The sequence below is a fragment of the Burkholderia sp. SRS-W-2-2016 genome, assembly GCF_001931485.1.
GTDB lineage: Bacteria > Pseudomonadota > Gammaproteobacteria > Burkholderiales > Burkholderiaceae > Paraburkholderia.
Map to the genome: position 1 here is coordinate 204,908 of NZ_MSDV01000046.1, position 22,652 is coordinate 227,559.

Genomic DNA, 22,652 nt, shown 5'->3' on the forward strand with positions numbered 1-22,652 from the left:
ACGACGCCATCTTAGTAGAAAAACTACACGATCGCAACGACGAAACCTGCTGCAGCGCCGCATCGCCGATCACGCTGTTTCGCTTGACTGGCGGCACATCAAGGTAAAACAAGCAAAACCTAGGGATAACACTTAGACGCAATATGTAGTTTTTGTACCTGCCTTTTGTCGGATATCGACCAATCGGCTATAGTCCACGGATTCTTCAGCATAGTGCGAGTTTTCCGATGATGCTGTCCCAGGTGGAAGAGATGCGCGACCAGTTGCGCCCGTCCGAGCGCAAGCTGGCCGATTACGTGATCGAAGCGCCGCGCGAGGTGCTCGATCTGTCGATGACCGAAGTCGCCGCGCGCGCGGGCGTGAGTCAGCCGACCATCGCGCGGTTCTGCCACGCGCTCGGCTTTTCCGGCTTTCGCGAGTTCAAGATCCGGCTCGCGCAGGGGATCGCCGCCGAGGTGCCGGCCGTCTATCGCGACGTGCGCCCCGACGAGCCGACGCCCGGGGTCGCCGCGAAGGTGCTGGACCGCACGATCGGTGCGCTGATCCAGGTGCGCAACAACCTGTCGTCCGACAGCGTCGCCGCCGCGATCGAAATCCTTGCGCAGGCGCGGCGCATCGAGTTCTACGGCGCGGGCGGTTCCGGGATCGCCGCGCTCGACATGCAGCACAAGTTCTTCCGCCTCGGCATGCCGAGCGTCGCGTATTCGGACCCGCACACGTTTCTGATGTCGTCGGCGCTGCTCGGCGCGGGCGACGTGGTGGTCGCGATCTCGAACACCGGCCGCACGCGCGACATCATCGATGCGGCGAAGGCCGCGTTGAACGCCGGCGCGAAGGTGATCGCGATCACGCACGGCAACTCGCCGCTCGCGCGGCTCGCGACGGTCGGCCTGTTCGCGAACGTCGACGAAGACACCGACATCTTTTCGCCGATGACCTCGCGGGTCTCGCATCTGGCGATCGGCGACATTCTGGCGGTCGGGGTCGCGCTCAGCCGCGGGCCGGAACTGGTGGAGAAACTCGCGCAGACGAAGGAAGTGATTCACCGGCGGCGGGTGGATTCGCAGGGGTGACGCAGGCGTCGCAAATCGCAAACGCGCGCCCGCCGAAAACAAAAGGGCGGTGTGCCAGTTATCCGGCACACCGCCCTTTTGTTTTTTCCAGCAACGCGGCGCGCTACTGCAACCGCAACCGCTACCGCACGCTCAAAACGGCTTGATCACCACCAGCGCGACCGCCGCTAGCATCCCGAGCACCGGCAGCTCGTTGAACATCCGATACCACTTGTCCGTGCGCCGGTTCTCGCCGCGCTCGAAGCGTCGCAGCAGCACGCCGCAATACGCGTGATAAACGATCAGCAACACCACCACGCCGACCTTCGCGTGAATCCAGCCCTGCCCGCTGCCGATCCCGATCACGAGCCACAGCCACAGCCCGCACGCGAGCGCCGGCACCGCGATGATGGTCATGAAGCGGAACAGCTTGCGCGCCATCAGCAGCAGACGCGCGGTCGCCGCGGGTTCCGTTTCCATCGCCAGATTGACGAAGATGCGCGGCAGGTAGAACAGGCCGGCAAACCAGGAGGCAATCAAGACGATGTGAAACGTTTTAACCCAAAGCATCGGCGGTCCTTTGTTGTTGTGGGGTACAGCTTTACAGCTACTGCTAAAGCTACAGTTCAAGCACCGCGCTTACTGGCGGCCCTCGCCGTGCCCCAGCACGACGTACTTCAGCGAGGTCAGCCCGTCGAGGCCGACCGGCCCGCGCGCGTGCAGCTTGTCGTTCGAAATGCCGATCTCCGCGCCCAGACCGAACTCGAAGCCGTCGGCGAAACGCGTCGATGCGTTGACCATCACGCTCGCCGAGTCGACTTCGCGCAGGAAGCGCATCGCGCGGTCGTGGTCTTCGGTGACGATCGCGTCGGTGTGCTGCGAGCTGTAGGTGTTGATGTGCTCGATCGCCGCGTCGAGATTGTCGACCACCTTGATCGCCAGCACCGGCGCGAGATATTCCGTGCGCCAGTCTTCCTCGGTCGCGTCGACCAGCGGGCCGACGCCCGCGTCGGCGAGCACCGCGCGCGCCGCCGCGTCGACACGCAGCTCGACGTCTTTCGCGCGATACAGCTTGCCGAGCGGCGGCAGCACCGCGGCCGCGATGCCGCGCGCGACCAGCAGCGTTTCCATCGTGTTGCAGGTGCCGTAGCGGTGCGTCTTCGCGTTGTCGCAGACGTTCAGCGCCTTGGTCAGATCCGCGCGATCGTCGACGTACACGTGGCAGATGCCGTCCAGGTGCTTGATCATCGGCACGCGCGCTTCGTTCATCAGACGCTCGATCAGGCTCTTGCCGCCGCGCGGCACGATCACGTCGACGTATTCGGTCATCGTGATCAGCTTGCCGACCGCCGCGCGGTCCGCGGTCGCGACGACCTGCACCGCGTCCTGCGGCAGCCCGGCCGCCTCGAGCCCTTCGCCGATCAGCTTCGCGAGCGCGGTATTGCATTCGAGCGCCTCGGAGCCGCCGCGCAGGATCGTCGCGTTGCCGGACTTCAGGCACAGCGCGGCAGCGTCGATCGTCACGTTCGGGCGCGATTCGTAGATGATGCCGATCACGCCCAGCGGCACGCGCATCTGGCCGACCTGGATGCCGCTCGGCCGGTACTTCAGATTGCTGATCTCGCCGATCGGATCGGCGAGCGCCGCGACCTGGCGCAGCCCTTCGACCATCGTCGCGAGCGCCTTGTCCGACAGCGTCAGGCGATCGATGAACGCGGCGTCGTGGCCCTTCTCGCGCGCGCGTTCGAGGTCGCGTGCATTGGCCGCCTTCAGCAGGTCGGCGTCGCGCTCGATCGCTTCGGCGACGGCCGCGAGCGCGGCGTTCTTCGCGGCGGTCGACGCTCGCGCCATCGCGCGCGAAGCCTGGCGGGCGCGCTGGCCGAGGTCGGTCATGTACTGGTCGATATCCATGGTCATTCTCGTGATGCCGCGCACGCTGCGGTGCGGCGGTCTGGCGGGATTAGCGAAAGATCAAGCGATTGTAAGTCGGGTCGTGGGGCGGCGCTTGCGGCGGCGGAGCGCAGCAGTGCCGGGCTTGCCGCCGTTGCCACCGTTGCCACTCTTTGGCGCCCCTGGCGCGCGTCAGACTGGACGGCGGGGCGGCGGGGCGGCGGCGGTACGCGGTCGTGGCGGCACCGGCGCGCCGGCTGCTGGCGCACCGGCCGCCGGTCTGGGCGCGGCTACCGTCATCGCGAGGTCGAACAGGCCGTCCCACGGATCGGGCGGCGGAGCATTGCGACGATTGCCGGGCGTGCCGCCCGACAGCCCCTTCACCTGGCGGTCGAGCCGCGCCGCCAGCTCGAGCGCCTGTTCCAGCGCCGCCTCATTGACGCGCGACAGCGCCGGTCCGATCAGCCGTTCGCGCGGCCCCCACACACGGTTCTCGCGGGTCAGCATCGCGAGCGGCTTGCCGGCCGCGACACCGCGCTTGATGCGCAGCAGCGTGCGCACTTCCTCGACGACCGCCCACAGCACCAGCACCGCGGCCTCGCCCTCGCCGCGCAGCCCGTCGAGCATGCGCGCGAGACGGCCGACGTCGCCCGCCAGCATCGCCTCGTTGAGCTTGAACACGTCGTAACGCGCGACGTTCAGCACCGCGTCCTGCACCTGGTCGAAGCTGAGCGAGCCCTGCGGATACAGCAGCCCGAGTTTCTGGATTTCCTGATGCGCGGCGAGCAGATTGCCCTCGACGCGCTCGGCGATAAACGCGAGCGCGCGCCGCCCTTCTTCGCCGGCGGCAACCCGCTGGCCTTGCGCCGCGAGCCGCTGGCCGACCCAGTTCGGCAATTGCGCGCGCTCGACCGGATCGATCTTCAGCGCGACGCCCGCGTCCGCCAGCGCGCTGAACCACGCGGACTTCTGCGTGGTTGCATCGAGACGCGGCAGCGTGATCATCGTCAGTACGTCGTCGTTGACGGCGGCCGCGAGCGCCTTCAGCGCGTCGGCGCCTTCCTTGCCCGGCTTGCCCGACGGAATCCGCAGCTCGACCAGCTGGCGGTCGCCGAACAGCGACATCGACTGGCTCGCGCCGAGCAGCGAACTCCAGTCGAAGCCGCGCTCGACCGTGAACACCGAACGGTCGGTGAAGCCCGCCGCGCGCGCGGCCGCGCGGATGCGGTCGCAGGCCTCCTGCGCGAGCAGGTGCTCGTCGCCGTACACGACGTACAGTCCGGCGAGGCCCTTGGCGAGATGCGCTTCGAGCGCGTCAGGTCGCAGTTGCATGGCTAGCGGTCAGAATGGTCCGGCCGCTCACAGCGGCGGCGGCGGCAGCGGCGCGCGCGGCACGAGCGGCTGCACCACTTCGCCCGGCGCCGGATGCATCGAGCGCACCGCGCCGAGGCGGCGCACCAGCTGATCGATCGCGTCGTTTTCCATGTCCGCGAACAGGATGTCGGACTCGGCGGCCTTCGCCTGCGAGAACTGGTCGCTATAGGTCATCGCGCGGTTCAGCGCGATCACGCTGCTCGGAATCAGCACCGTGCCGTCCTTGCCGGTCAGCGTATAGGTCATCTGCAGATTCAGCTGATATTCCGCGACCACGCCCAGCGAATTGAGCGTCAGCGTGCTGATGCCGCGGCCCTGCGTGATCTGCAGCAGCGCGTCGGCATTGGCCGGTGAGCTGACCACCACGGTGTCGCTGCCGCCCTGCACGATGCGCGTAAAGCGCGCGACGGCCGCGGGCGAGCCGCCCGACACGTACAGCCGCTTGAACGGGTAGTCCTGCTGGCCGCGCAACTGGAAGCCGCAGGCCGACAACATCATTACGCTGCAAGCGAGCGTCAAAAACGATCTGCGAGTCACATTCGCTCCCGGTTCGCAGTGGATTCGCGGTGCCGGCGAACGCCGCCGCCGACGGGCGGCGTCCGTTCAACCGGCGCGATGGCGTGGTCCGTCAAACGACCACGTTCACGAGACGGCCCGGCACCACGATGATCTTCTTCGGCGCCTTGCCTTCGCTGAACTTCGCGACCATTTCGTGCGCGGCCGCGAGTTGCTCGATCGCTTCGCGCGACGCGTCCTTCGCGACCGTCAGCGCACCGCGCACCTTGCCGTTCACCTGCAGCACGAGTTCGATCTCGGCTTGTTCGAGGGCCTTTTCGTCGACCTTCGGCCACGGCGCGTCGAGCAGCGAGCCGTATTCGTCCGCGTAGCCGAGTTCCTGCCACAGCTGGAACGTCAGGTGCGGGACGACCGGGTACAGCACGCGCAGCATCACGCTGTAGGTTTCGCGCAGCACGGCCGGCTGCGCGCCCTTCGCGCCGTCGAGCGCGTTGAGCATCTTCATCGCCGCCGACACCACCGTGTTGTACTGCAGACGCTGGTAGTCGAAATCGGCCTGCTTCAGCACGCTGTAGATCTCGCGACGCAGCACCTTGTCGACTTCGGCAAGTTGCGCGGCGTCGAACTGGCCGCCGGCGCGCAGCGCGGTTTCGTTCGCGTGACCGAAATTCCACACCCGGCGCAGGAAGCGGCTCGCGCCGTCGACGCCCGAACCCGACCACTCGAGCTGCTGCTCGGGCGGCGCGGCGAACATCACGAACAGACGCGCGGTGTCGGCGCCGTGCTGGTCGATCAGCATCTGCGGGTCGACGCCGTTGTTCTTCGACTTCGACATCTTCTCGACGCCGCCGAGCACGACCGGCTGGCCGTCCGCGTTCAGGATCGCGCCGACCGGGCGGCCCTTGTCGTCGAACGACACGGTCACGTCGGCCGGGTTGTACCAGGTCTTCTTGCCCGCGTCGCTTTCGCGGTAATACGTTTCATTGAGCACCATGCCCTGGGTGAGCAGGTTCTTGGCCGGCTCGCCGAACTTCACGAGACCGAGGTCGCGCATCACCTTGGCCCAGAAGCGCGAGTACAGCAGGTGCAGGATCGCGTGCTCGATGCCGCCGATGTACTGGTCCATCGGCGCCCAGTAGTCGGTACGCTCGTCGACCATGGTCTTCGCGTCCGGCGATGCGTAGCGGTAGAAGTACCACGACGAATCGACGAAGGTGTCCATCGTGTCGGTTTCGCGCTTGGCCGCGCCGCCGCAGGTCGGGCAGCTGCAATTCAGGAATGCTTCGGACTTCGCGAGCGGATTGCCGGTACCGTCCGGCACCAGGTCTTCCGGCAGCACGACCGGCAGGTCTTTCTCCGGCACCGGCACGTCGCCGCACTTCGGGCAGTGGATGATCGGAATCGGCGTGCCCCAGTAGCGCTGGCGCGACACGCCCCAGTCGCGCAGACGCCAGGTGATCTGCTTGTCGCCGAGACCGAGTTCCTTCAGGTCCGCGGCGATGCGGTCCACCGCTTCGTCGTACGCGAGGCCGTCGTACTTGCCGCTGTTGACCAGCGTGCCGGACTTCTCGCCGTACCACTCTTCCCATGCGGCGGTCGAGAACGTCTGGCCTTCGACGGCCACCACCTGCTTGATCGGCAGACCGTATTTCTTCACGAACGCGAAGTCGCGCTCGTCGTGCGCCGGCACGCCCATCACCGCGCCTTCGCCGTAGCTCATCAGCACGTAGTTGCCGATCCACACCTCGACCTTTTCCTGGGTCAGCGGATGTGTGACGTAGAAGCCGGTCGCCATGCCCTTCTTTTCCATCGTCGCGACGTCGGCTTCGGCGACGCCGCCGCGCTTGCATTCGTCGATGAATGCCTGCAGCTCCGGATGGTCTTTCGCGAGACGCGTGGCGAGCGGATGTTCGGCGGCGATCGCGCAGAACGTGACGCCCATGATCGTGTCGGCGCGCGTGGTGAATACGCGCAGCAGCTTCTGTTCGCCGTCGATTTCATACGGGAAACCGAAGTTCACGCCGAAGCTCTTGCCGATCCAGTTCTGCTGCATGATCTTCACGCGCTCGGGCCAGCCGAGGCCGTCGAGATCGTTCAGCAGTTCGTCCGCGTACTGCGTGATGCGCATGTAGTACATCGGGATTTCGCGCTTTTCGACCAGCGCGCCCGAGCGCCAGCCGCGCCCGTCGATCACCTGCTCGTTCGCGAGCACGGTCTGGTCGACCGGGTCCCAGTTCACGGTGCCGGTCTTCTTGTACGCGATGCCCTTTTCGAGCATCTTCAGGAACAGCCACTGGTTCCACTTGTAGTAGTCCGGGCTGCAGGTCGCGACTTCGCGCGACCAGTCGATCGCGAGGCCCATCGACTGCATCTGCTTCTTCATGTAAGCGATGTTGTCGTAGGTCCACTGCGCGGGCGGCACGTTGTTGGCCATCGCGGCGTTTTCCGCCGGCATCCCGAACGCGTCCCAGCCCATCGGCATCAGCACGTTGTAGCCGTTCATCCGCAGATAGCGGTACATCACGTCGTTGATCGTGTAGTTGCGCACGTGCCCCATGTGCAGCTTGCCCGACGGATACGGCAGCATCGAAACGCAGTAGAACTTGGGCTTGTCGGTGGTTTCCGTCGTCTTGTACGCGTCGATGGCGCGCCATTGCCCTTGCGCGGCGGCTTCGACGTCGGAGGGAACGTATTTTTCGTGCATGGTGTGATGGGATCGCTAGGTTCGGTGCTTTCGCACCGGCCTTGGTGCTCTGCAGGATGTGGATGCTTTGTTTCCCCGTTGGCGGGGAAAGCGTCGATTATACCGTTCGCGGACGGGTGCGCCGCGCGGCGTGGCGCGGGGTTTGGCTCGCGGCGCGGCTCGCGGTCCGGCGCGCGGCGCGGCGGTTCAGGGTTGCGCGGCGGGCGGCGGCGGGTCGGTGACGAAGCCGAGCCGTTCGAGCCCCGCCTGCTGCGCGGCGCCCATCACCTGGGCGATCACTTCGTAGCGGGTCGAGCGCTCCGCGCGCAGCTGGATTTCGGGTTGCTCGGACTGCTTGCCGGCTTCGGCGAAGCGCTCGCGCAGCTGCGCGAGCGTCAGCGGCTGGCCATTCCAGTAGAGCCGGCCGGCGCCGTCGATCGACAGCGCGATGGTCTGCGGGGTCTGGCGCGCGGGCGCCGCGGCGACCTTCGGCAGATCGAGCCGGATTGCGTGCGAGAACAGCGGCGCGGTGATGATGAAAATCACCAGCAGCACCAGCATCACGTCGATCAACGGCGTCATGTTGATCTCGGCCATCGGCGCGGCCGTCTGCTTTTTCTCGAGTCCGCCGAATGCCATGTCGCCTCCTTGCGTCCGGGCGTGCCGGTGTCAGCGCTGCGTCTCGCGCGCCGCCATCGGCTGCGTACGCGGCGGCGCCGGCGCGTGCTCGGCCGGCGCGCACACATAGGCGTGCAGATCGTGCGCGAAGCCGTCGAGTTCCTCGGACAATTGCCGTACCAGCCGCCCGAGCACGTTGTACGCGAGCACCGCCGGAATCGCGACCACCAGGCCGAACGCGGTCATGATCAGCGCCTCGCCGACCGGGCCGGCGACGTTCTCGATCTGCGCCTGGCCGCTCGCCGCGATGCTGCCGAGCGCGTGATAGATGCCCCACACGGTGCCGAGCAGCCCGACGAACGGCGCGGTGCTGCCGACCGATGCAAGCAGCACCTGGCCGAATTCGAGCCGCCGTTGCGAGGCGTTGAGCGCCTGGCGCAGCGCGCGCAGCACCCGTTCGCTACGTTCGACGCGCGCGAGCAGCGCGCCCGGAATCTCGACCTCGGCCGCATGCAGCGCCGCTTCGGCGAGCGGTGCAAAAACGCGCTCGCGGTCCGTGCGCCTGAGCGTGGCGACGCCCTCGGCAAGAGTCGGCGCTTGCCAGAACCTCGCGATCGCGCGCGCCGCCTGGCGTTTCGCGCGCGTCAATATCCAGCTCTTGACGATCAGAAAGCACCAGCTCGCAATCGACATGGCCAGCAGCACATACGCGACGCCATGCGTGATCGCGTCGCTGGTTTGCAGGTAATGGATGATGCCGCTGCTGCCTGCCATCTGACCTCGCCGTCGGAAAGTGACTTCGGGATGACTTCAGGAGCGAGGGCGCGCGCCGCGCGGCCCCCGTGCGTAACCCGTCTGCGCTCAACGCAGACCGAGCACGTCCTGCATGTCGAAGAAGCCGGTGTTGTGGCCTTCGAGGAAGCGTACAGCACGCAGCGCGCCTTGTGCATACGACAGACGGCTCGCCGACTTGTGGGTGATCTCGATGCGCTCGCCGATGCCCGCGAACAGCACCGTGTGATCGCCGACGATATCGCCGCCGCGAATCGCCGAGAAGCCGATCGTGGACGGATCGCGCTCGCCGGTCACGCCTTCGCGGCCGTACACCGCGCAGTCGTCGAGATTACGGCCGAGCGCGTCGGCGATCACCTCGCCCATCGTCAGCGCGGTGCCGGACGGCGCGTCGACCTTGTGGCGATGGTGCGCTTCGATGATCTCGATGTCGTAGCCGGTCGCGAACTGGCGCGCCGCGTATTCGAGCAGCTTCAGCGTGACGTTCACGCCAACGCTCATGTTCGACGCGAACACCACGCCGATTTTCTCCGACGCCGCGCGCAGCTGCGCCTTCTGCTCGCTGTCGAAGCCGGTCGTGCCGATCACCATTTTCACGTTGTGGCGCTGCGCGGCTTCGAGATGCTGGAGCGTCGCGTCCGGACGCGTGAAGTCGATCAGGTAGTCGGAGTCGGCGAACACGCGCTCGATGTCGCCGGAAAGCAGCACACCGGTCTGCTTGCCGAGGAACGCGCCGGCGTCCTGGCCGAGCTGCGCGGCGCCGGTACGGCAGAGCGCGCCGGACAGCGTCGCGCCGGCATCGTTGAGAACGGTTTCGATCAGCATGCGGCCCATACGGCCCGATGCGCCAGCAATGGCAATTTTCATGACGGTGAGGATTCGAAAAGACACAGCCGGAAATGGCTTCCGGCAAACGCGACCCGGCAGATGCGCCGGCACGGATGGTTGGGCGCGCGCGCCCGGCGAAATTCGGTTCGAACGGCGAGCGGCGCTGGCAGCACACACGCCCACGTCGCGCGAGCGGTTCGCCCGGTGGGACCGAGCCGCATCGCGCGGTAGGACCAACCCAAAACCCAACTTCGGCGGGCGTCGCGCGGCACGCGCCACCCGCCTCACAACAACGACAGCAGGCTTACTCGCCCGTGCCCGAACCCGACGGCGAGCCGGTCAGCGGCGCGTTCAGCGTCGGACCGCTGCTTTGCGAACCGTTCGGGCCGACCGGATTGCTGTTGTCCGACGGCGCCGCCGGCGGCGGCGGACGGTGGAACTGGAATTGCGGCTGGCCGCCGCTGGTCGGGCCTTGCGTCGGGATCCCGCCGGCGTTCGCACGCGGCGCGGAAGCCCGCGCGCTCGACGTACCGTTCGACGTCGTCACCGCGCTGGTTGCGCGATTGGCGGCCTGGGCGGCTTCCGCGTTGGCGTCCGTGGACGGCGCGGCAACCTGCGCGGCGCCTTCCACCGACGGCGAGCGGGTCGTGTCGATGGTCGGCGCGCCGCCGGCAACCGCCGCGCTCGCGGCGGCGGCGTCGCTGGCGGCCACCGCGTTGGCGGCCTCGGCCGCGCTCGTCGCGCGCACCGGCGCCGCGTTCGGCCGGCGGCCGCTGCGGTCGCCGTCGATTTCGGCCAGCAGTTCGAGATTGCTCGGCAGATCCTCGCCGCCCGTCCAATGGGTCACGAGGTCGCCGGAGAAGTACACGACGAAGTCGCGCTGCTGCACGATCGACGTGTTACCGCGCTTGAAATAGAACACGTAATCCCAGCGATCCGCGTGGAACATGTCGGTCAACAGCGGCGTGCCGAGCACCTGGCGCGCCTGCGCGCGGGTCATGCCAACCTTCATCTGGCCGGCCATTTCCTGCGACACGAAGTTACCTTGCACCACCGTAATGCGATACGGCGTGATGTGCTGGGCAAAGCGCTGGGTCAGGCTGTCGTAGGTGGAACATCCGGCAAGTACCGCGACAGTCGCAACAGCGATCAAGGTACCCCGCATGCGGCTCCCCCGGTAAATCAATTGAGATTTAGAAATCATTTCACTCACCGTGCGGGCCCTCTGGCGGGCCGCGCTCATTCCATCGAAGATGACCAGAACGGCAAAAACACATTACTATGAGAGCCCAGCATTGTACTCTAGGGATCCCTTGTCATGACCAATCCAACCGATCTCAAGAATATCGGGCTCAAGGCGACCCTTCCGCGCCTCAAAATCCTTGAGATTTTCCAGCACAGTCCGGTGCGTCACCTGACCGCCGAAGACGTGTACCGCAACCTCCTGCACGAGGAACTCGATATCGGTCTCGCGACCGTGTATCGCGTGCTGACGCAATTCGAGCAGGCCGGCCTGCTCTCGCGCAGCAACTTCGAGTCGGGCAAGGCGGTGTTCGAACTGAACGAGGGGTCGCACCACGACCACCTCGTGTGCCTCGATTGCGGGCTGGTCGAAGAATTTTTCGACTCCGAAATCGAAAGCCGTCAGCAGTCCATCGCGAAGGAACGCGGCTTCAAACTGCAGGAACACGCACTGGCACTGTATGGAGCGTGTACGAAGGAGAATTGCCCGCATCGCAAGCATTAAGTGCTGATGCGTCGTGGGCCGCGTGGAAGTAAGCGGCCCGGCAAGTCGACGAAAAAAAGCCCGGCCGATGAGAATCGGCCGGGCTTTTTCATTGTCGCGGCGTAAATGGCTTGCGTCCCCGCCGCCGTGCGTCCCGATGCGTCAGGCGGCCAGCTCGGCGCTCGCCTCGAACGCCAGCCGCCACGGGTGAGCCAGCTGCAACTCATCGCAATTGGGCCCCTCGCCGCCACGATCGACGACGACGAAATCGCTGACCCGGTCGAGCGCGAGCAGCGAATGGTGCCAGACCCCTTTCGCATAATTGACGCCCTGCCACGCATCGGTCCAGAACGCGCGCATCTGCGCCGGATCGAACTCGCCGGCCGGCGCGACCACCACCAGATAGCGGCCCGCGTGTAATGGAATGAAAGCCTGGCTGCCGAGCGGATGCCGCTCCATCATCGTGATCTCGACCGGCAGCGCGCGCGGCTGCGCGCGAAACAGGTTGATCAGCGTGCGGCCGCCGCCGTCCGTCACGTCGACGCGCGCGAGGTCGTGAAAGCGCTCGGTCGTGCCGCCGTTGATCGGAAAATGCCGCGCGCCATCGAGTTCGATCACGTCGCCGAACGGGGCGAACGCCGCGCGCGTCAAACGCTCCACTTGCAGGGTCTTCATAAGCGCCGCTCCATCACGTTGCGTTAAACGACCTCGCCCCACAGACGCAGACGCGATACGCCGCCGTCGGGGAAGATATTGAAACGCACGTGCGTGACCGCCCCGAGCGCCGCGAGGTCGCTGAACGTATGCACGTGATCCATCTGCAGTTTCTGCTCGCCGAGCAGCACCGGCCAGAACATCGCCTGGGTGACCAGCGAGTCGTCGGTGCCGCCCGTCACCGAGGCCGCCTGCAGCGAGCAGCGGTCCGGGAAATTGCCCTTGAAGTGCGCGGTGTCCACTTCGATCTTGCGGATCACGCCCGGCCGCGCGAGCGCGACGATCGCCCAGTCGTTGCCCGGCTCGCGCCGGCGCCGGGTTTCCCAGCCGTCGCCCATGTTGACGCCGCGGCCCGGCATCAGCATCTGCGAGGCCGGCCCGAAATGCTGGTTGTTCGCGGCGACGAGGTACGCGCCGTTTTCGACCGCGGCGAGGTCGAGCAGCGTGCCGGGCTCGACCCGCGACCAGTCGCGCTGCGGCTGGCCGTACACGCGCAGCCGCGCGAGCCCGCCGTCCGGATACAGATTCACGCGCAGATGGGTGAACGGGCGCGCGTCGTTCACTTCCACGTAGTGATGCTGGTTGCCCTGCAGCGTGGTGGCCGGCACCAGCGTCTGCCAGTCGGTCTGCTCGGGCGGCGTCTCGGCGTCGCTGTAGCAGCCGTCGATCGATGCGGCCGGCGGGAAATTGCCGGTGAAGTGGCTGGTATCGAGATCGACGCCGTGCACGACGCCCGGCCGCGCCAACCGGATCACGCAAAAGTCGTGGCCGGTGGTGCGCTTGCGGCGGGTTTCCCAGCCGTCCATCCACTTGCCGTGGTCGTCGTACTTGCCGGGGATGAACACCGCCGGCTGCGGCTCGAGCATGCGCTCCTTCGGCGCGAAGAATTCATCGCTCGCGAACAGCGCTTTCGCGCCGAGCCGCGGGTCGGCGAGGTTCATGTAGCGGCGCGTGAAGGCGGGAGCGTTGGGATCGAGAATCGGATTGGCCATGATGTCGGTCGGTATCGGTAAGGGACAGGAACGAAGCAAGGAAGCTGGAAGCGCCGGCTCAGTGAGTCTCAGTGAGGGAGAAGCTTCGCCGGCGCGGTGAGCGCGCCGCTGCGGCGCGCGAAAACATCGGTAACGGAAAGCGGACAACAGCGGGTGGTTGGTCCGGTCAGGCCGGCCCACCCGCCCTTCGATCAGACAGCCGGCGCATGCTCGCCGCCGACCGCATCGGCGTCGTCGACCGCCGGCACATAGCGCAGCGCGTCGTCGCGGTTCAGCACGCGATGCGCGCGGGCCTTGTCGATATCGTTCTCCCACACGGCGACCACCACGGTGGCGACGCAGTTGCCGATCAGGTTGGTCAGCGCGCGGGCGATGCCGACGAACCAGTCGACCGGCAGAATCAGCACGAGGCCGAGCACGGGGATTGCCGGAATCGCGGATAGCGTCGCGGCGAGAATCACGATCGCCGAACCCGGAATGCCGTGCGCGCCCTTCGACGTGACCAGCGACACCAGCACCACGACGATCAGATCGTGCGTCGACAGCGGCGTGTTGGTCGCCTGCGCGATAAAGATCACCGCGAGCGTCAGATAGATCGAGAAGCCGTCGAGGTTGAACGAGTAGCCGGTCGGAATCACGAGACCGACTGTCGAGTCCTTCACGCCCATCCATTCGAGCTTGCGCATGATCTGCGGCAGCACGGCGTCGGACGATGCGGTGCCGAGCACGATCGACAGTTCCTCGCGCAGGTAGCGGATCAGCTTGAAGATGCTGAAGCCGGCGAGCCGCATCACGATGCCGAGCACGACCACCACGAACACCACGCAGCTCGCGTAGAACACCAGCACCAGCATGCCGAGCTGCTTCAGCGATTCGACGCCGTAGGTGCCGGTGGTGAACGCGATCGCGCCGAGCACGCCGAGCGGCGCGAGCTTGATGATGAAACCCATCACGCGGAAGAACACCTGCGAGAGTTCGTCGATCAGCCCGCTGACGCGCTGCGCGCGCTTGCCGAGCAGCGACAGCGCCGAGCCGAACATCACCGAGAACACGAGGATCTGCAGGATGTCGCCGGTCGCGAACGCGTTGAACGCGGTCTCCGGGATGATCTTCAGCAGGAAGCCGGCGGTGTCCTTCAGGCTCTTCGCGTGCTCGGTGTAGTTCGTGAGCGAGGCCGCGTCGAGCGAACTCAGATTGATGTTCATGCCGACGCCGGGCCGCGTCATGTACGCGAGCACCGCGCCGATCAGGAGCGCGATCGTCGTCATCACCTCGAAGTAGACCACCGCCTTCAGGCCGACCCGGCCGACCTTGCGCAGGTCGCCGGCGTGCGCCATCCCGCTCACGACCACGCAGAACACGATCGGCCCGATCACCATCTTGATCAGCTTGAGGAAACCGTCGCCGAGCGGACGGAGCGACTGCGCGAAATGCGGAAAGACGGCACCGAGCACGATACCGAGCACGAGCGCGATGACGACCCGCCCGAATAGCGAATTGAAGAACTTCAACACGGCTTCCTCCTGGTGACAGATGTCTCTGGACTACCTCTGTTCAGACTGGTCTGACCAGTACTGTTATGGGCAATAGTAGGAAGCCGATATAGTCGAGTCAAGGACGCGTCGAATAGTGTTTACCCGTTGTTTTGCTTCGTATTTTCGGGACGGATGGCAGAGCGGCTACGCCACGCGGTGCATTCGCGCACGGCGCGTATTAAAATTCTGGTCAGACCACGCCCACGAGTGAGCACTCATGAAAAACGTCCCGCATACCGTCACCGACGCGGCGATCGCGACCATCCGCGAGCGCATCGAAGCGGGCGTCTATCCGGTCGGCAGCCTGCTGCCCGCACAGCGCCAGCTGTCCGACGAACTGTCGATCAGCCGCGCGTCGCTGCGCGAGGCGCTGTCCACGCTCGAAGCGCTGGGGCTGCTGGTGATCCGCCCCGGCAAGGGCGTGTATGTGGAAAGCGCGCAGGCGAAAAACGCGCAGGCGTGGCGCTTCGCCGAGCAGTCGTCGCTGCCCGACACCTATCAGATGCGTTACGCGCTCGAAGGCTTCGTCGCGCGCATGGCGGTGCTGGCGGTCAGCGACGCCGACCTCGCGTGGCTCGAGGACAACGTCACCGCGATGCAGAGCGCGCTCGCCTGCGACGAACTCGACGAAGCCGCGCGCTACGACTACGAGTTCCATATGCGCATCGTCAGCATCGCCGGCAATGCGGCGATCGAGTCGATCCTGCGCAGCAGCGCGGAAATCATGAAGGAAAGCCAGCGGATGCCGTTCTACCGGCGCGAGCGGGTGCTGTCCACCTACACCGAGCATCGTGCGATTCTCGATGCGCTGAAGGCGCGCGATTCGCTCGCCGCCGGCAAGGCGATCGAGACGCATATCGCGAACGCCGCGCAGCGCGCGGGGGTTTATTTCCCGACGCCGTAAAGGCAACGCGGCGCCCGGCCGCAGACGAAAAAAAGCCGCTCCGAAGAGCGGCTTTTTGCTACTGCGAGCGTCGCGCCGGCGGCATCGGAAACCTTGCCACCGGGCGCCTGCGCCCTGCTGCTTACTTCGCGTTCGCGAGCGCCACAGCCGTGTCCAGCATGCGGTTCGAGAAGCCCCACTCGTTGTCGTACCAGCTCGACACCTTCACCAGACGGCCCGACACCTTCGTCAGCGTCGCGTCGAACGTCGACGAAGCCGGGTTGTGGTTGAAGTCGATCGACACCAGCGGTGCGTCGTTGTAGCCGAGGATGCCCTTGAGCGAGCCCTGCGATGCTTCCTTCATGATCGCGTTGACTTCTTCGACCGTCGTGTCGCGCTTGGCGATGAACGACAGATCGACGACCGACACATTGATGGTCGGCACGCGAATCGCGTAGCCGTCCAGCTTGCCGTTCAGTTCCGGCAGCACGAGGCCGACCGCGGCGGCTGCGCCGGTCTTGGTCGGGATCTGGCTGTGGGTGGCCGAACGCGCGCGGCGCAGGTCTTCGTGGTACACGTCGGTCAGCACCTGGTCGTTCGTGTACGCGTGGATCGTCGTCATCAGACCGGTTTCGAGGCCGATCTTGTCGTTCAGCGGCTTGACCAGCGGTGCGAGGCAGTTGGTCGTGCACGATGCGTTCGAGATCACCGTGTCCGATGCCTTGAGCACATTGTGGTTCACGCCGTAGACGATCGTCGCGTCGACGTCCTTACCGCCCGGCGCCGAGATGATCACCTTCTTCGCGCCGCCCTTGATGTGCGCGCTAGCCTTTTCCTTGGTCGTGAAAAAGCCGGTGCACTCGAGCACGACGTCGACGCCCAGCTCGCCCCACGGCAGTTCGGCCGGGTTGCGGTTGGCCAGCACGCGGATCTTGTCGCCGTTCACGACGAGGTAGTCGCCGTCCACCGACACTTCGCCCGGGAACTTGCCGTGCGCGGTGTCGTACTGCGTCAGGTGAGCGTTGGTCTTCGCATCGCCCAGGTCGTTGATGGCCACGATTTCGAGATCGTGCTTCTTGCCGTTTTCATAGAAGGCGCGCAGGGTGTTGCGGCCGATCCGGCCGTAGCCGTTGATTGCGACGCGAATCGTCATGACTTATCTCCTGATGGCTAAAAAAACCTTTCTATTCGTCCGACCGGTGGCGTTGCCGCCCCGCATGAAGCGCTCTGCGTGAGCGGCGCGGATGCGTACGGCAACGCGTGAACCGGTCAGTCGAGGGCGGCCTTCGCCGTCGCGACCACGTTCTCGACGGTGAAACCGAAATGCTTGAACAGCACGCCAGCCGGGGCCGATTCGCCGAACGTGTCGATGCCGACCACGCCGCCTTCCAGACCCACGTACTTGCGCCAGAAATCCGTCACGCCCGCTTCGATCGCGACGCGGCGCACGCCGTGCGGCAGCACGCGTTCGCGGTACTCGGCGTCCTGCTTGTCGAACACGGTGGTCGACGGCATCGACACGACGCGGGCAGCGATGCCTTCGCGCGCGAGCGGCTCGACCGCCTTCATTGCGAGTTCGACTTCCGAGCCGGTCGCGATCAGGATGATCTTGCGCGCGACGATCTCTTCGTCCCAGTCGCGCAGCACGTAACCGCCCTTCTCGATGTTGGCGATCTGCGCGTCGGTGCGCTCGTTGAACGGCAGGTTCTGACGGCTGAAGATCAGGCACGACGGGCCTTCATGCGCGATCGCATGGGTCCAGGCCACCGCGGTTTCGACCGTGTCGGCCGGACGCCACGTTTGCAGATTCGGGATCAGGCGCAGGCTCGCGACGTGCTCGATCGACTGGTGGGTCGGGCCGTCTTCGCCGAGGCCGATCGAGTCGTGCGTGAACACGAAGATCGACTGCGACTTCATCAGCGCGGCGACGCGCAGCGCGTTGCGGCTGTAGTCCGAGAACGTCAGGAAGGTACCGCCGAACGCCTTGTAGCCGCCATGCAGCGCGACGCCGTTGATCGCCGCGCTCATGCCGAATTCGCGCACGCCGTAGTTCACGTAGTTGCCGGCGGCACGGCCTTCGGCATTCACGCGCACCGGCTTGGCGGCCTTCCAGTTGGTCAGGTTCGAACCGGTCAGGTCGGCGGAGCCGCCGAGCAGTTCCGGCAGCACGGCCGACAGAGCCTCGATCGCCTGCTGCGAAGCCTTACGCGTCGCGACGGTTTCCGCGCGCTCGTTCGCGCCGGCGATGATCGCCTTGGCCTTTTCTTTCCAGTCGGCCGGCAGCTGCTTGTCGCTGCGGCGCTTGAATTCGGCCGCTTCCTGCGGGTACTTGGCCGCATAGGCCGCGAACGCCTTGTCCCACTCCGACTCGTTGCGCGCGCCCGCTTCCTTCGCATCCCATGCCGCGTAGACTTCCTGCGGAATCACGAACGGCTCCCACTTCCAGCCGATCGCCTCGCGGGTCGCCGCGATTTCCTTGTCACCGAGCGGCGAGCCGTGCGAATCGTGCGAGCCGGCCTTGGTCGGCGCGCCTTCGCCGATCACGGTCTTGCAGCAGATCAGCGTCGGCTTGTCCGACTGCTTGGCCTGCTTGATCGCCGCGTCGACCGCGTCGACGTCATGGCCGACCACGTTCGGGATCACGTTCCAGCCGTACGCCTCGAACCGCTTCGGGGTGTCGTCGTGGAACCAGTGCACCACTTCGCCGTCGATCGAGATGCCGTTGTCGTCGTAGAACGCGATCAGCTTGTTCAGCTTCAGCACGCCGGCGAGCGAGCAGGCTTCGTGCGAGATGCCTTCCATCAGGCAGCCGTCGCCGACGAACACGTACGTGTGGTGATCGACGATCTTCGCGTCAGGCTTGTTGAATTCGGTCGCGAGCAGCGACTCGGCGAGCGCCATGCCGACCGCGTTCGCCAGACCCTGGCCGAGCGGGCCGGTGGTGGTCTCAACGCCCGGCGTGATGCCGTATTCCGGGTGACCCGGGGTCTTCGAATGCAGTTGGCGGAAATTCTTCAGCTCTTCGATCGGCAGATCGTAGCCGGTCAGGTGCAGCAGCGAATACAGCAGCATCGAGCCGTGGCCGTTCGACAGGATGAAGCGGTCGCGGTCCGCCCAGTGCGGGTTCGTCGGGTTATGGCGCAGATGACGCGACCACAGCGCGACGCCGATTTCGGCCATGCCCATCGGCATGCCGGGGTGGCCGGAATTCGCCTTTTGAACGGCGTCCATGGACAACGCGCGGATTGCGTTGGCCATCAGGGAAGTGGGTGCGGGAGACGGGGTCGTCATGTCGAGTCCGGAGACAGAGTCAGAAAGCGGGGCGCGCTTGAGGCCCGGAAGCTCGGCGGCCAGCTCGCTGCGGCGCACGATGCGGCGCCACCAGACGCGAAACGGGCAGAGCAATCGGACAAGGCTGAAAGCGTCACATTCTAGCAGAAGGTTTACCCCGAGCCGCCCGCAAAGCCGCCCGGACGCGCGGTCCAATTCACCCGCGCCGGCGCGGGCACGCCGCCTGCCACTACAATTCGGGCAACCGCTCCCGCCACGCTCACCGAACGAGTCCCGCCGCCGTGAACGCACCGCTGATGTTCCAGCCGAATGCCGATGCCGTCTATGGGTTTGCGCACGCGCGGCTGATAGAAAGTGTCAAATCGCACTATCAGCGCATCGAAATCTGGGACACGCCGCAGCTCGGCGCGCTGTTCACGCTCGACGGCCGGCCGATGACCTCCGCCGGCGACGAATTCATCTATCACGAATGCATGGTGCACCCGGCCGCGCTCGCCCATCCGGCGCCGCGCGCGGCGCTGGTGCTCGGCGGCGGCGATGGCGGCGCGGCGCGGCAGTTGCTCAGGCACCCGGGGATCGAGCGGATCGTCGTCGCGGAACTGGATGCCGAGGTGGTGCGGCTCACGCGCGAGCATCTGCCGAGCGTGCATGGCGGGGCGTTCGAGGATCCGCGCGTCGAGCTGGTGATCGGGGACGCGGCGGATTATGTTGCAGCGGCGGGTGCGGGTGCGGCGGCCGACGCCAACAAGTTCGATCTAGTGATCTTCGACCTGACGCCGCCCGACTCCCCCGCCGCCGGTCTCTACACGCCCGCCTTCTACGCGCAACTGAAGCGCGTGCTGCGCCCCGGCGCCGCGCTATCGCTGCATCTCGGCTCGCCCTATTTCCACGCGCCGCGTATCGCCGCGCTGCTCGCCGATCTGCGCGCCGCCTTCGCCCAGGTGCGCACGCTCGGCACCTTCGTGCCGCTGTACGGCTCGCTGTGGATGATGGCGATCGCCAGCGACACCCTCGACCCCGCCGCGCTGAGCACCGACACGCTGACCGAGCGCCTCGCCGCGCGCGGCATCGATTCGCTGCGCCACTACGAACCGGCCCTGCACGCAGGGCTATTCTCGGCGCTACGGTCGGTGCGCGATAAACTGGGCCCCTTGCCGCAGCAATCCAGTTGACGCGCGATGCCGCGACGCAAGCGTCGAACGCGAATCGCAGCCGCTGTTGCGCCCACCCACCCCATACGGAGAACTCCATGACCGCCCCCCGCCCCGCCGGTGTGCCCTGGCTGACCCCCTATCTGACGGTGCGCGACGCGCGCGCGTCGACGGCGTTTTTTTCGGCGGCGTTCGGTTTCGAAGTGCGTGACAGCGTGCAGGACGACGGCGCCGTGATGCACGTCGAGATGACCTATCAAGGCCAGTTGATCGTGATGTTCGCGCCCGAAGGCGCGTTCGGCTCGACCGCGCAGACGCCGAAGAGCGCGAACACGATCGCGCCGCAATCGTTCTATGTGTACGTCGAGGACGTCGATGCGGTCTACCAGCGCGCGCTCGCGGCCGGCGCGAAATCGCTGAGCGAACCGCAAGACCAGTTCTGGGGCGATCGCTTCGCGCAGGTCGAGGATATCGACGGTTACCGCTGGGCGCTCGCGCGCCATCTTTCCTGAGTTAATGAGTCTTTCGTCGATGCCCCGTTTTTTTGTTGCCGCTCCCCTTTATCCCGATGATGTGATCGCGTTGCCCGACGATGTCGTGCGCCACGTGCTGGTGCTGCGCCTGCAGCCCGGCGATTCGCTCGTGCTGTTCAACGGCGAGGGCGGCGAGTACGACGCCGAGCTGGTCGAAGTCGAACGGCGCTCGGCGCGCGTGAGGATTCGCGAATTCCGTGAAGTCGAAGTCGAGCCGCCGTATCGGCTGACGCTCGCGCAGGGGATTGCCGGCGGCGACAAGATGGACTGGCTGATCGAGAAGGCAGTCGAACTGGGCGCGGCGGGCTTCGTGCCGCTCGCGACCGCGCGCAGTGTCGTGCGTCTTGCCGGCGAACGCGCGCAGCGGCGCCAGCAGCATTGGCAAGGGGTGGTGCGGGCATCGTGCGAGCAGTGCGGGCGCAACCGCTTGCCGGAAGTGCAACCGGTGCAGGAGTTCGACGCGTGGCTCGACCGCTCGCCGCGCGAGCCGGCGGCGGGCGAGTTGCGTCTGCTGCTGTCGCCGCGTGCGAGCATCGGTTTTACCGCGCTGCCCGAGACGCCGCCGCCCGGCGGAGTCACGCTGCTGATCGGTCCCGAAGGCGGCCTGTCCGCCGATGAGGAAGCCGCGGCCGTCGAGCGCGGTTTCACCGCGGTTGGCCTAGGCCCCCGGGTGCTGCGCACGGAAACCGCCGGGATCGCGGTACTGGCTGCGCTCGCCGCGCGCTGGGGCGGCTGGTAAAGCGGCTAACGAAGAAAGCGACTGACCAAGCAAAAGGCCCGCCAATTGGCGGGCCTTTTGCCGACCTTACACGAAGTTCGCGAGCGGATCGGGCTGTCAGTGCCCGCTCAGGCTAAATCACACGAACGAATAGAAGACCCGGAACGCGACCTTGCGCTCGGCCCAGAACTCGGCCGCCTCGCGGAACACGTCGAGCAGCGTTTCGCGCCCTTCTTTATCGAATTTCTGCGCGATTGGCAGATGTTCGAGCACGATCACGAAGCCCGGCTGCGCGCCCGCCTTGTGCACGAGGTCGGTCAGGCAGTCGTACAGCGCGTCGTAATTCTTGCCGAAGTGCTTCGGAAACAGGAACGAGGTCGCGATCGTCTCGAGAACTTCCTGTTTCGACGCCGCATTCGCGCAGTACGCATACAGAAAGTGCTGACCGAGCTGGTTCGCTTCGTCGGCGAGATCCTGCACGCGGAACGCGCGGATCGATTGCACGATGTTCGGTCGCACGGTCCTGAAAAGGCTCATGGGCTCCTCGTTCGATGAAACCACGCCAGCCTCGCTCTGATTGTCGCGACCCTGCTCGTCGGCGCGCATCTTCATGACGCGTTGGAACAAATTGCCTTCGCCGGCCGCGAAAAGATCCGTCGCGACTGCGGAATCGTGCGCGTAGATGTTGTCGCTCATGCCGTTCATCCCGATGTCATTCAACAATTCGATTAAAACTGGTGTAGTGGTCGTCCGAGTAATAACAGTTGTCGGTCCGCTGCAGCGGACCTCCGCAGACGATGCGGCGCGCCCCGCGATTACGCGCGTGAGGCGTGGGAACGGTGTATTCGTGGTAATAACCGCGCCGGTGGGCGGGTAGCACCCGTTCGTAGTTACCGAATACGACGCCGTCTTTCTGATACGGATAAGGCCCGCCGGCGCCTATCAGGTTCAACGTATTGACTGCCTCGCGTGGCAATTGCGCCAGCGCGATGGTGCCCGTCTGCACGTTGGCCGCAGCCGGCGCCGAATAGTCTCGCGCCAGCGCCTGCGGCACGGAACTCGACAGCGCGACGAGCGCGGCGGCACCAACCAGCACGCCTTTGACGCCCACCCAGTTGCGTGCCATGTATCAGGGTTCCCCGCTGTCAGATCACGAGTTTGACGACCATGAAAGTCGTAAGGGTATCGCTAATCCCCTTTGGAATCAACGTTCGACGGCCCAGACGCCGCGTACCGCCGGCCGGCCAGGCCGATAGCCGCTGGTTTGACGAGGTTTGACAAAGCACTTAGCTCATTCAGGCTAAACTTAGCTCGACCGTGAACGAACATCGATGCCGGGAGCGCATGCGGTTGTCG

At 66.0% G+C, this 22,652-nt stretch carries 22 protein-coding genes; 6 read left to right on the plus strand and 16 right to left on the minus strand.

Annotated elements, in window-relative coordinates; genetic code table 11:
* Positions 1-227 precede the first annotated feature (227 nt).
* Entirely contained in the window at positions 228-1,073 is an 846-nt protein-coding gene (locus BTH42_RS20645; RefSeq protein WP_075302804.1) for a MurR/RpiR family transcriptional regulator, read from the plus strand.
* Positions 1,074-1,205: 132 nt separating this feature from the next.
* On the opposite strand, the gene BTH42_RS20650 is transcribed toward BTH42_RS20645, so the two are convergent.
* The 9 genes from BTH42_RS20650 to BTH42_RS20690 all read right to left on the minus strand — a co-directional run bounded on the left by BTH42_RS20650 (position 1,206) and on the right by BTH42_RS20690 (position 10,918).
* On the minus strand, positions 1,206-1,622 hold the full coding sequence (locus BTH42_RS20650) for a CopD family protein (protein ID WP_075302806.1): 417 nt from the start codon (positions 1,620-1,622) through the stop codon (positions 1,206-1,208).
* Positions 1,623-1,691: 69 nt separating this feature from the next.
* Entirely contained in the window at positions 1,692-2,963 is a 1,272-nt protein-coding gene (locus BTH42_RS20655) for a glutamate-5-semialdehyde dehydrogenase (protein WP_075302808.1), read from the minus strand.
* A 171-nt stretch (positions 2,964-3,134) separates the two neighbouring features.
* The gene (gene holA, locus BTH42_RS20660) at positions 3,135-4,274 is read right to left on the minus strand and encodes a DNA polymerase III subunit delta (protein ID WP_075302810.1); all 1,140 of its coding nucleotides are present in this window, start codon (positions 4,272-4,274) and stop codon (positions 3,135-3,137) included.
* Positions 4,275-4,301: 27 nt separating this feature from the next.
* Positions 4,302-4,853 carry an LPS assembly lipoprotein LptE gene (gene lptE / locus BTH42_RS20665; protein WP_178392204.1) on the minus strand — a complete coding sequence of 184 codons (552 nt, stop codon included), beginning with the start codon at positions 4,851-4,853 and terminating at the stop codon, positions 4,302-4,304.
* 91 nt (positions 4,854-4,944) lie between these two features.
* Entirely contained in the window at positions 4,945-7,536 is a 2,592-nt protein-coding gene (gene leuS / locus BTH42_RS20670; RefSeq protein ID WP_075302814.1) for a leucine--tRNA ligase, read from the minus strand.
* A 186-nt stretch (positions 7,537-7,722) separates the two neighbouring features.
* A complete protein-coding gene (locus BTH42_RS20675; protein ID WP_075302816.1) occupies positions 7,723-8,154 on the minus strand; it encodes a biopolymer transporter ExbD in 432 nt (143 codons plus the stop codon).
* A 30-nt stretch (positions 8,155-8,184) separates the two neighbouring features.
* Positions 8,185-8,907 (minus strand): MotA/TolQ/ExbB proton channel family protein, encoded by a 723-nt coding sequence (locus tag BTH42_RS20680; protein WP_075302818.1) that lies wholly within the window; start codon positions 8,905-8,907, stop codon positions 8,185-8,187.
* Positions 8,908-8,994: 87 nt separating this feature from the next.
* Positions 8,995-9,792 carry a 4-hydroxy-tetrahydrodipicolinate reductase gene (dapB, locus tag BTH42_RS20685; RefSeq protein ID WP_075302820.1) on the minus strand — a complete coding sequence of 266 codons (798 nt, stop codon included), beginning with the start codon at positions 9,790-9,792 and terminating at the stop codon, positions 8,995-8,997.
* 265 nt (positions 9,793-10,057) lie between these two features.
* On the minus strand, positions 10,058-10,918 hold the full coding sequence (locus BTH42_RS20690) for an outer membrane protein assembly factor BamE (RefSeq protein WP_075302822.1): 861 nt from the start codon (positions 10,916-10,918) through the stop codon (positions 10,058-10,060).
* Positions 10,919-11,071: 153 nt separating this feature from the next.
* Between BTH42_RS20690 and fur the strand changes: the two genes are divergently transcribed.
* Positions 11,072-11,500 carry a ferric iron uptake transcriptional regulator gene (fur, locus tag BTH42_RS20695; RefSeq protein WP_012434340.1) on the plus strand — a complete coding sequence of 143 codons (429 nt, stop codon included), beginning with the start codon at positions 11,072-11,074 and terminating at the stop codon, positions 11,498-11,500.
* Between the two features lie 141 nt (positions 11,501-11,641).
* Here the strand turns inward: fur and BTH42_RS20700 are convergent, their stop codons facing one another.
* The 3 genes from BTH42_RS20700 to BTH42_RS20710 all read right to left on the minus strand — a co-directional run bounded on the left by BTH42_RS20700 (position 11,642) and on the right by BTH42_RS20710 (position 14,699).
* Positions 11,642-12,154 carry an ureidoglycolate lyase gene (locus BTH42_RS20700; RefSeq protein ID WP_075302824.1) on the minus strand — a complete coding sequence of 171 codons (513 nt, stop codon included), beginning with the start codon at positions 12,152-12,154 and terminating at the stop codon, positions 11,642-11,644.
* A 23-nt stretch (positions 12,155-12,177) separates the two neighbouring features.
* Complete coding sequence (alc, locus tag BTH42_RS20705; RefSeq protein ID WP_075302826.1) at positions 12,178-13,185, minus strand: allantoicase; 1,008 nt, start codon at positions 13,183-13,185, stop codon at positions 12,178-12,180.
* A 191-nt stretch (positions 13,186-13,376) separates the two neighbouring features.
* Complete coding sequence (locus tag BTH42_RS20710; protein ID WP_075302828.1) at positions 13,377-14,699, minus strand: C4-dicarboxylate transporter DctA; 1,323 nt, start codon at positions 14,697-14,699, stop codon at positions 13,377-13,379.
* Between the two features lie 238 nt (positions 14,700-14,937).
* On the opposite strand from BTH42_RS20710, the gene BTH42_RS20715 reads away from it, so the two are divergent.
* On the plus strand, positions 14,938-15,624 hold the full coding sequence (locus BTH42_RS20715) for a FadR/GntR family transcriptional regulator (RefSeq protein WP_075302830.1): 687 nt from the start codon (positions 14,938-14,940) through the stop codon (positions 15,622-15,624).
* A 121-nt stretch (positions 15,625-15,745) separates the two neighbouring features.
* On the opposite strand, the gene gap is transcribed toward BTH42_RS20715, so the two are convergent.
* Together gap and tkt are read right to left on the minus strand one after the other, a co-directional pair.
* Positions 15,746-16,756 carry a type I glyceraldehyde-3-phosphate dehydrogenase gene (gap, locus tag BTH42_RS20720; protein ID WP_075302832.1) on the minus strand — a complete coding sequence of 337 codons (1,011 nt, stop codon included), beginning with the start codon at positions 16,754-16,756 and terminating at the stop codon, positions 15,746-15,748.
* 116 nt (positions 16,757-16,872) lie between these two features.
* Positions 16,873-18,894 carry a transketolase gene (tkt, locus tag BTH42_RS20725; protein ID WP_075302834.1) on the minus strand — a complete coding sequence of 674 codons (2,022 nt, stop codon included), beginning with the start codon at positions 18,892-18,894 and terminating at the stop codon, positions 16,873-16,875.
* A gap of 281 nt (positions 18,895-19,175) precedes the next feature.
* Between tkt and speE the strand changes: the two genes are divergently transcribed.
* From speE to BTH42_RS20740, 3 genes are all read left to right on the plus strand, one after another.
* On the plus strand, positions 19,176-20,066 hold the full coding sequence (gene speE / locus BTH42_RS20730) for a polyamine aminopropyltransferase (protein ID WP_075302836.1): 891 nt from the start codon (positions 19,176-19,178) through the stop codon (positions 20,064-20,066).
* A 77-nt stretch (positions 20,067-20,143) separates the two neighbouring features.
* Positions 20,144-20,557, plus strand: coding sequence for a glyoxalase/bleomycin resistance/extradiol dioxygenase family protein (locus BTH42_RS20735; RefSeq protein ID WP_075302838.1), 414 nt, complete (start codon positions 20,144-20,146; stop codon positions 20,555-20,557).
* A 19-nt stretch (positions 20,558-20,576) separates the two neighbouring features.
* A complete protein-coding gene (locus BTH42_RS20740) occupies positions 20,577-21,317 on the plus strand; it encodes a 16S rRNA (uracil(1498)-N(3))-methyltransferase (RefSeq protein ID WP_075302840.1) in 741 nt (246 codons plus the stop codon).
* A 117-nt stretch (positions 21,318-21,434) separates the two neighbouring features.
* On the opposite strand, the gene BTH42_RS20745 is transcribed toward BTH42_RS20740, so the two are convergent.
* Both BTH42_RS20745 and BTH42_RS20750 read right to left on the minus strand, forming a co-directional pair.
* A complete protein-coding gene (locus BTH42_RS20745) occupies positions 21,435-21,992 on the minus strand; it encodes a barstar family protein (RefSeq protein WP_075303024.1) in 558 nt (185 codons plus the stop codon).
* A 16-nt stretch (positions 21,993-22,008) separates the two neighbouring features.
* Positions 22,009-22,422, minus strand: coding sequence for a ribonuclease (locus BTH42_RS20750; RefSeq protein ID WP_075302842.1), 414 nt, complete (start codon positions 22,420-22,422; stop codon positions 22,009-22,011).
* Positions 22,423-22,652: the final 230 nt, after the last annotated feature.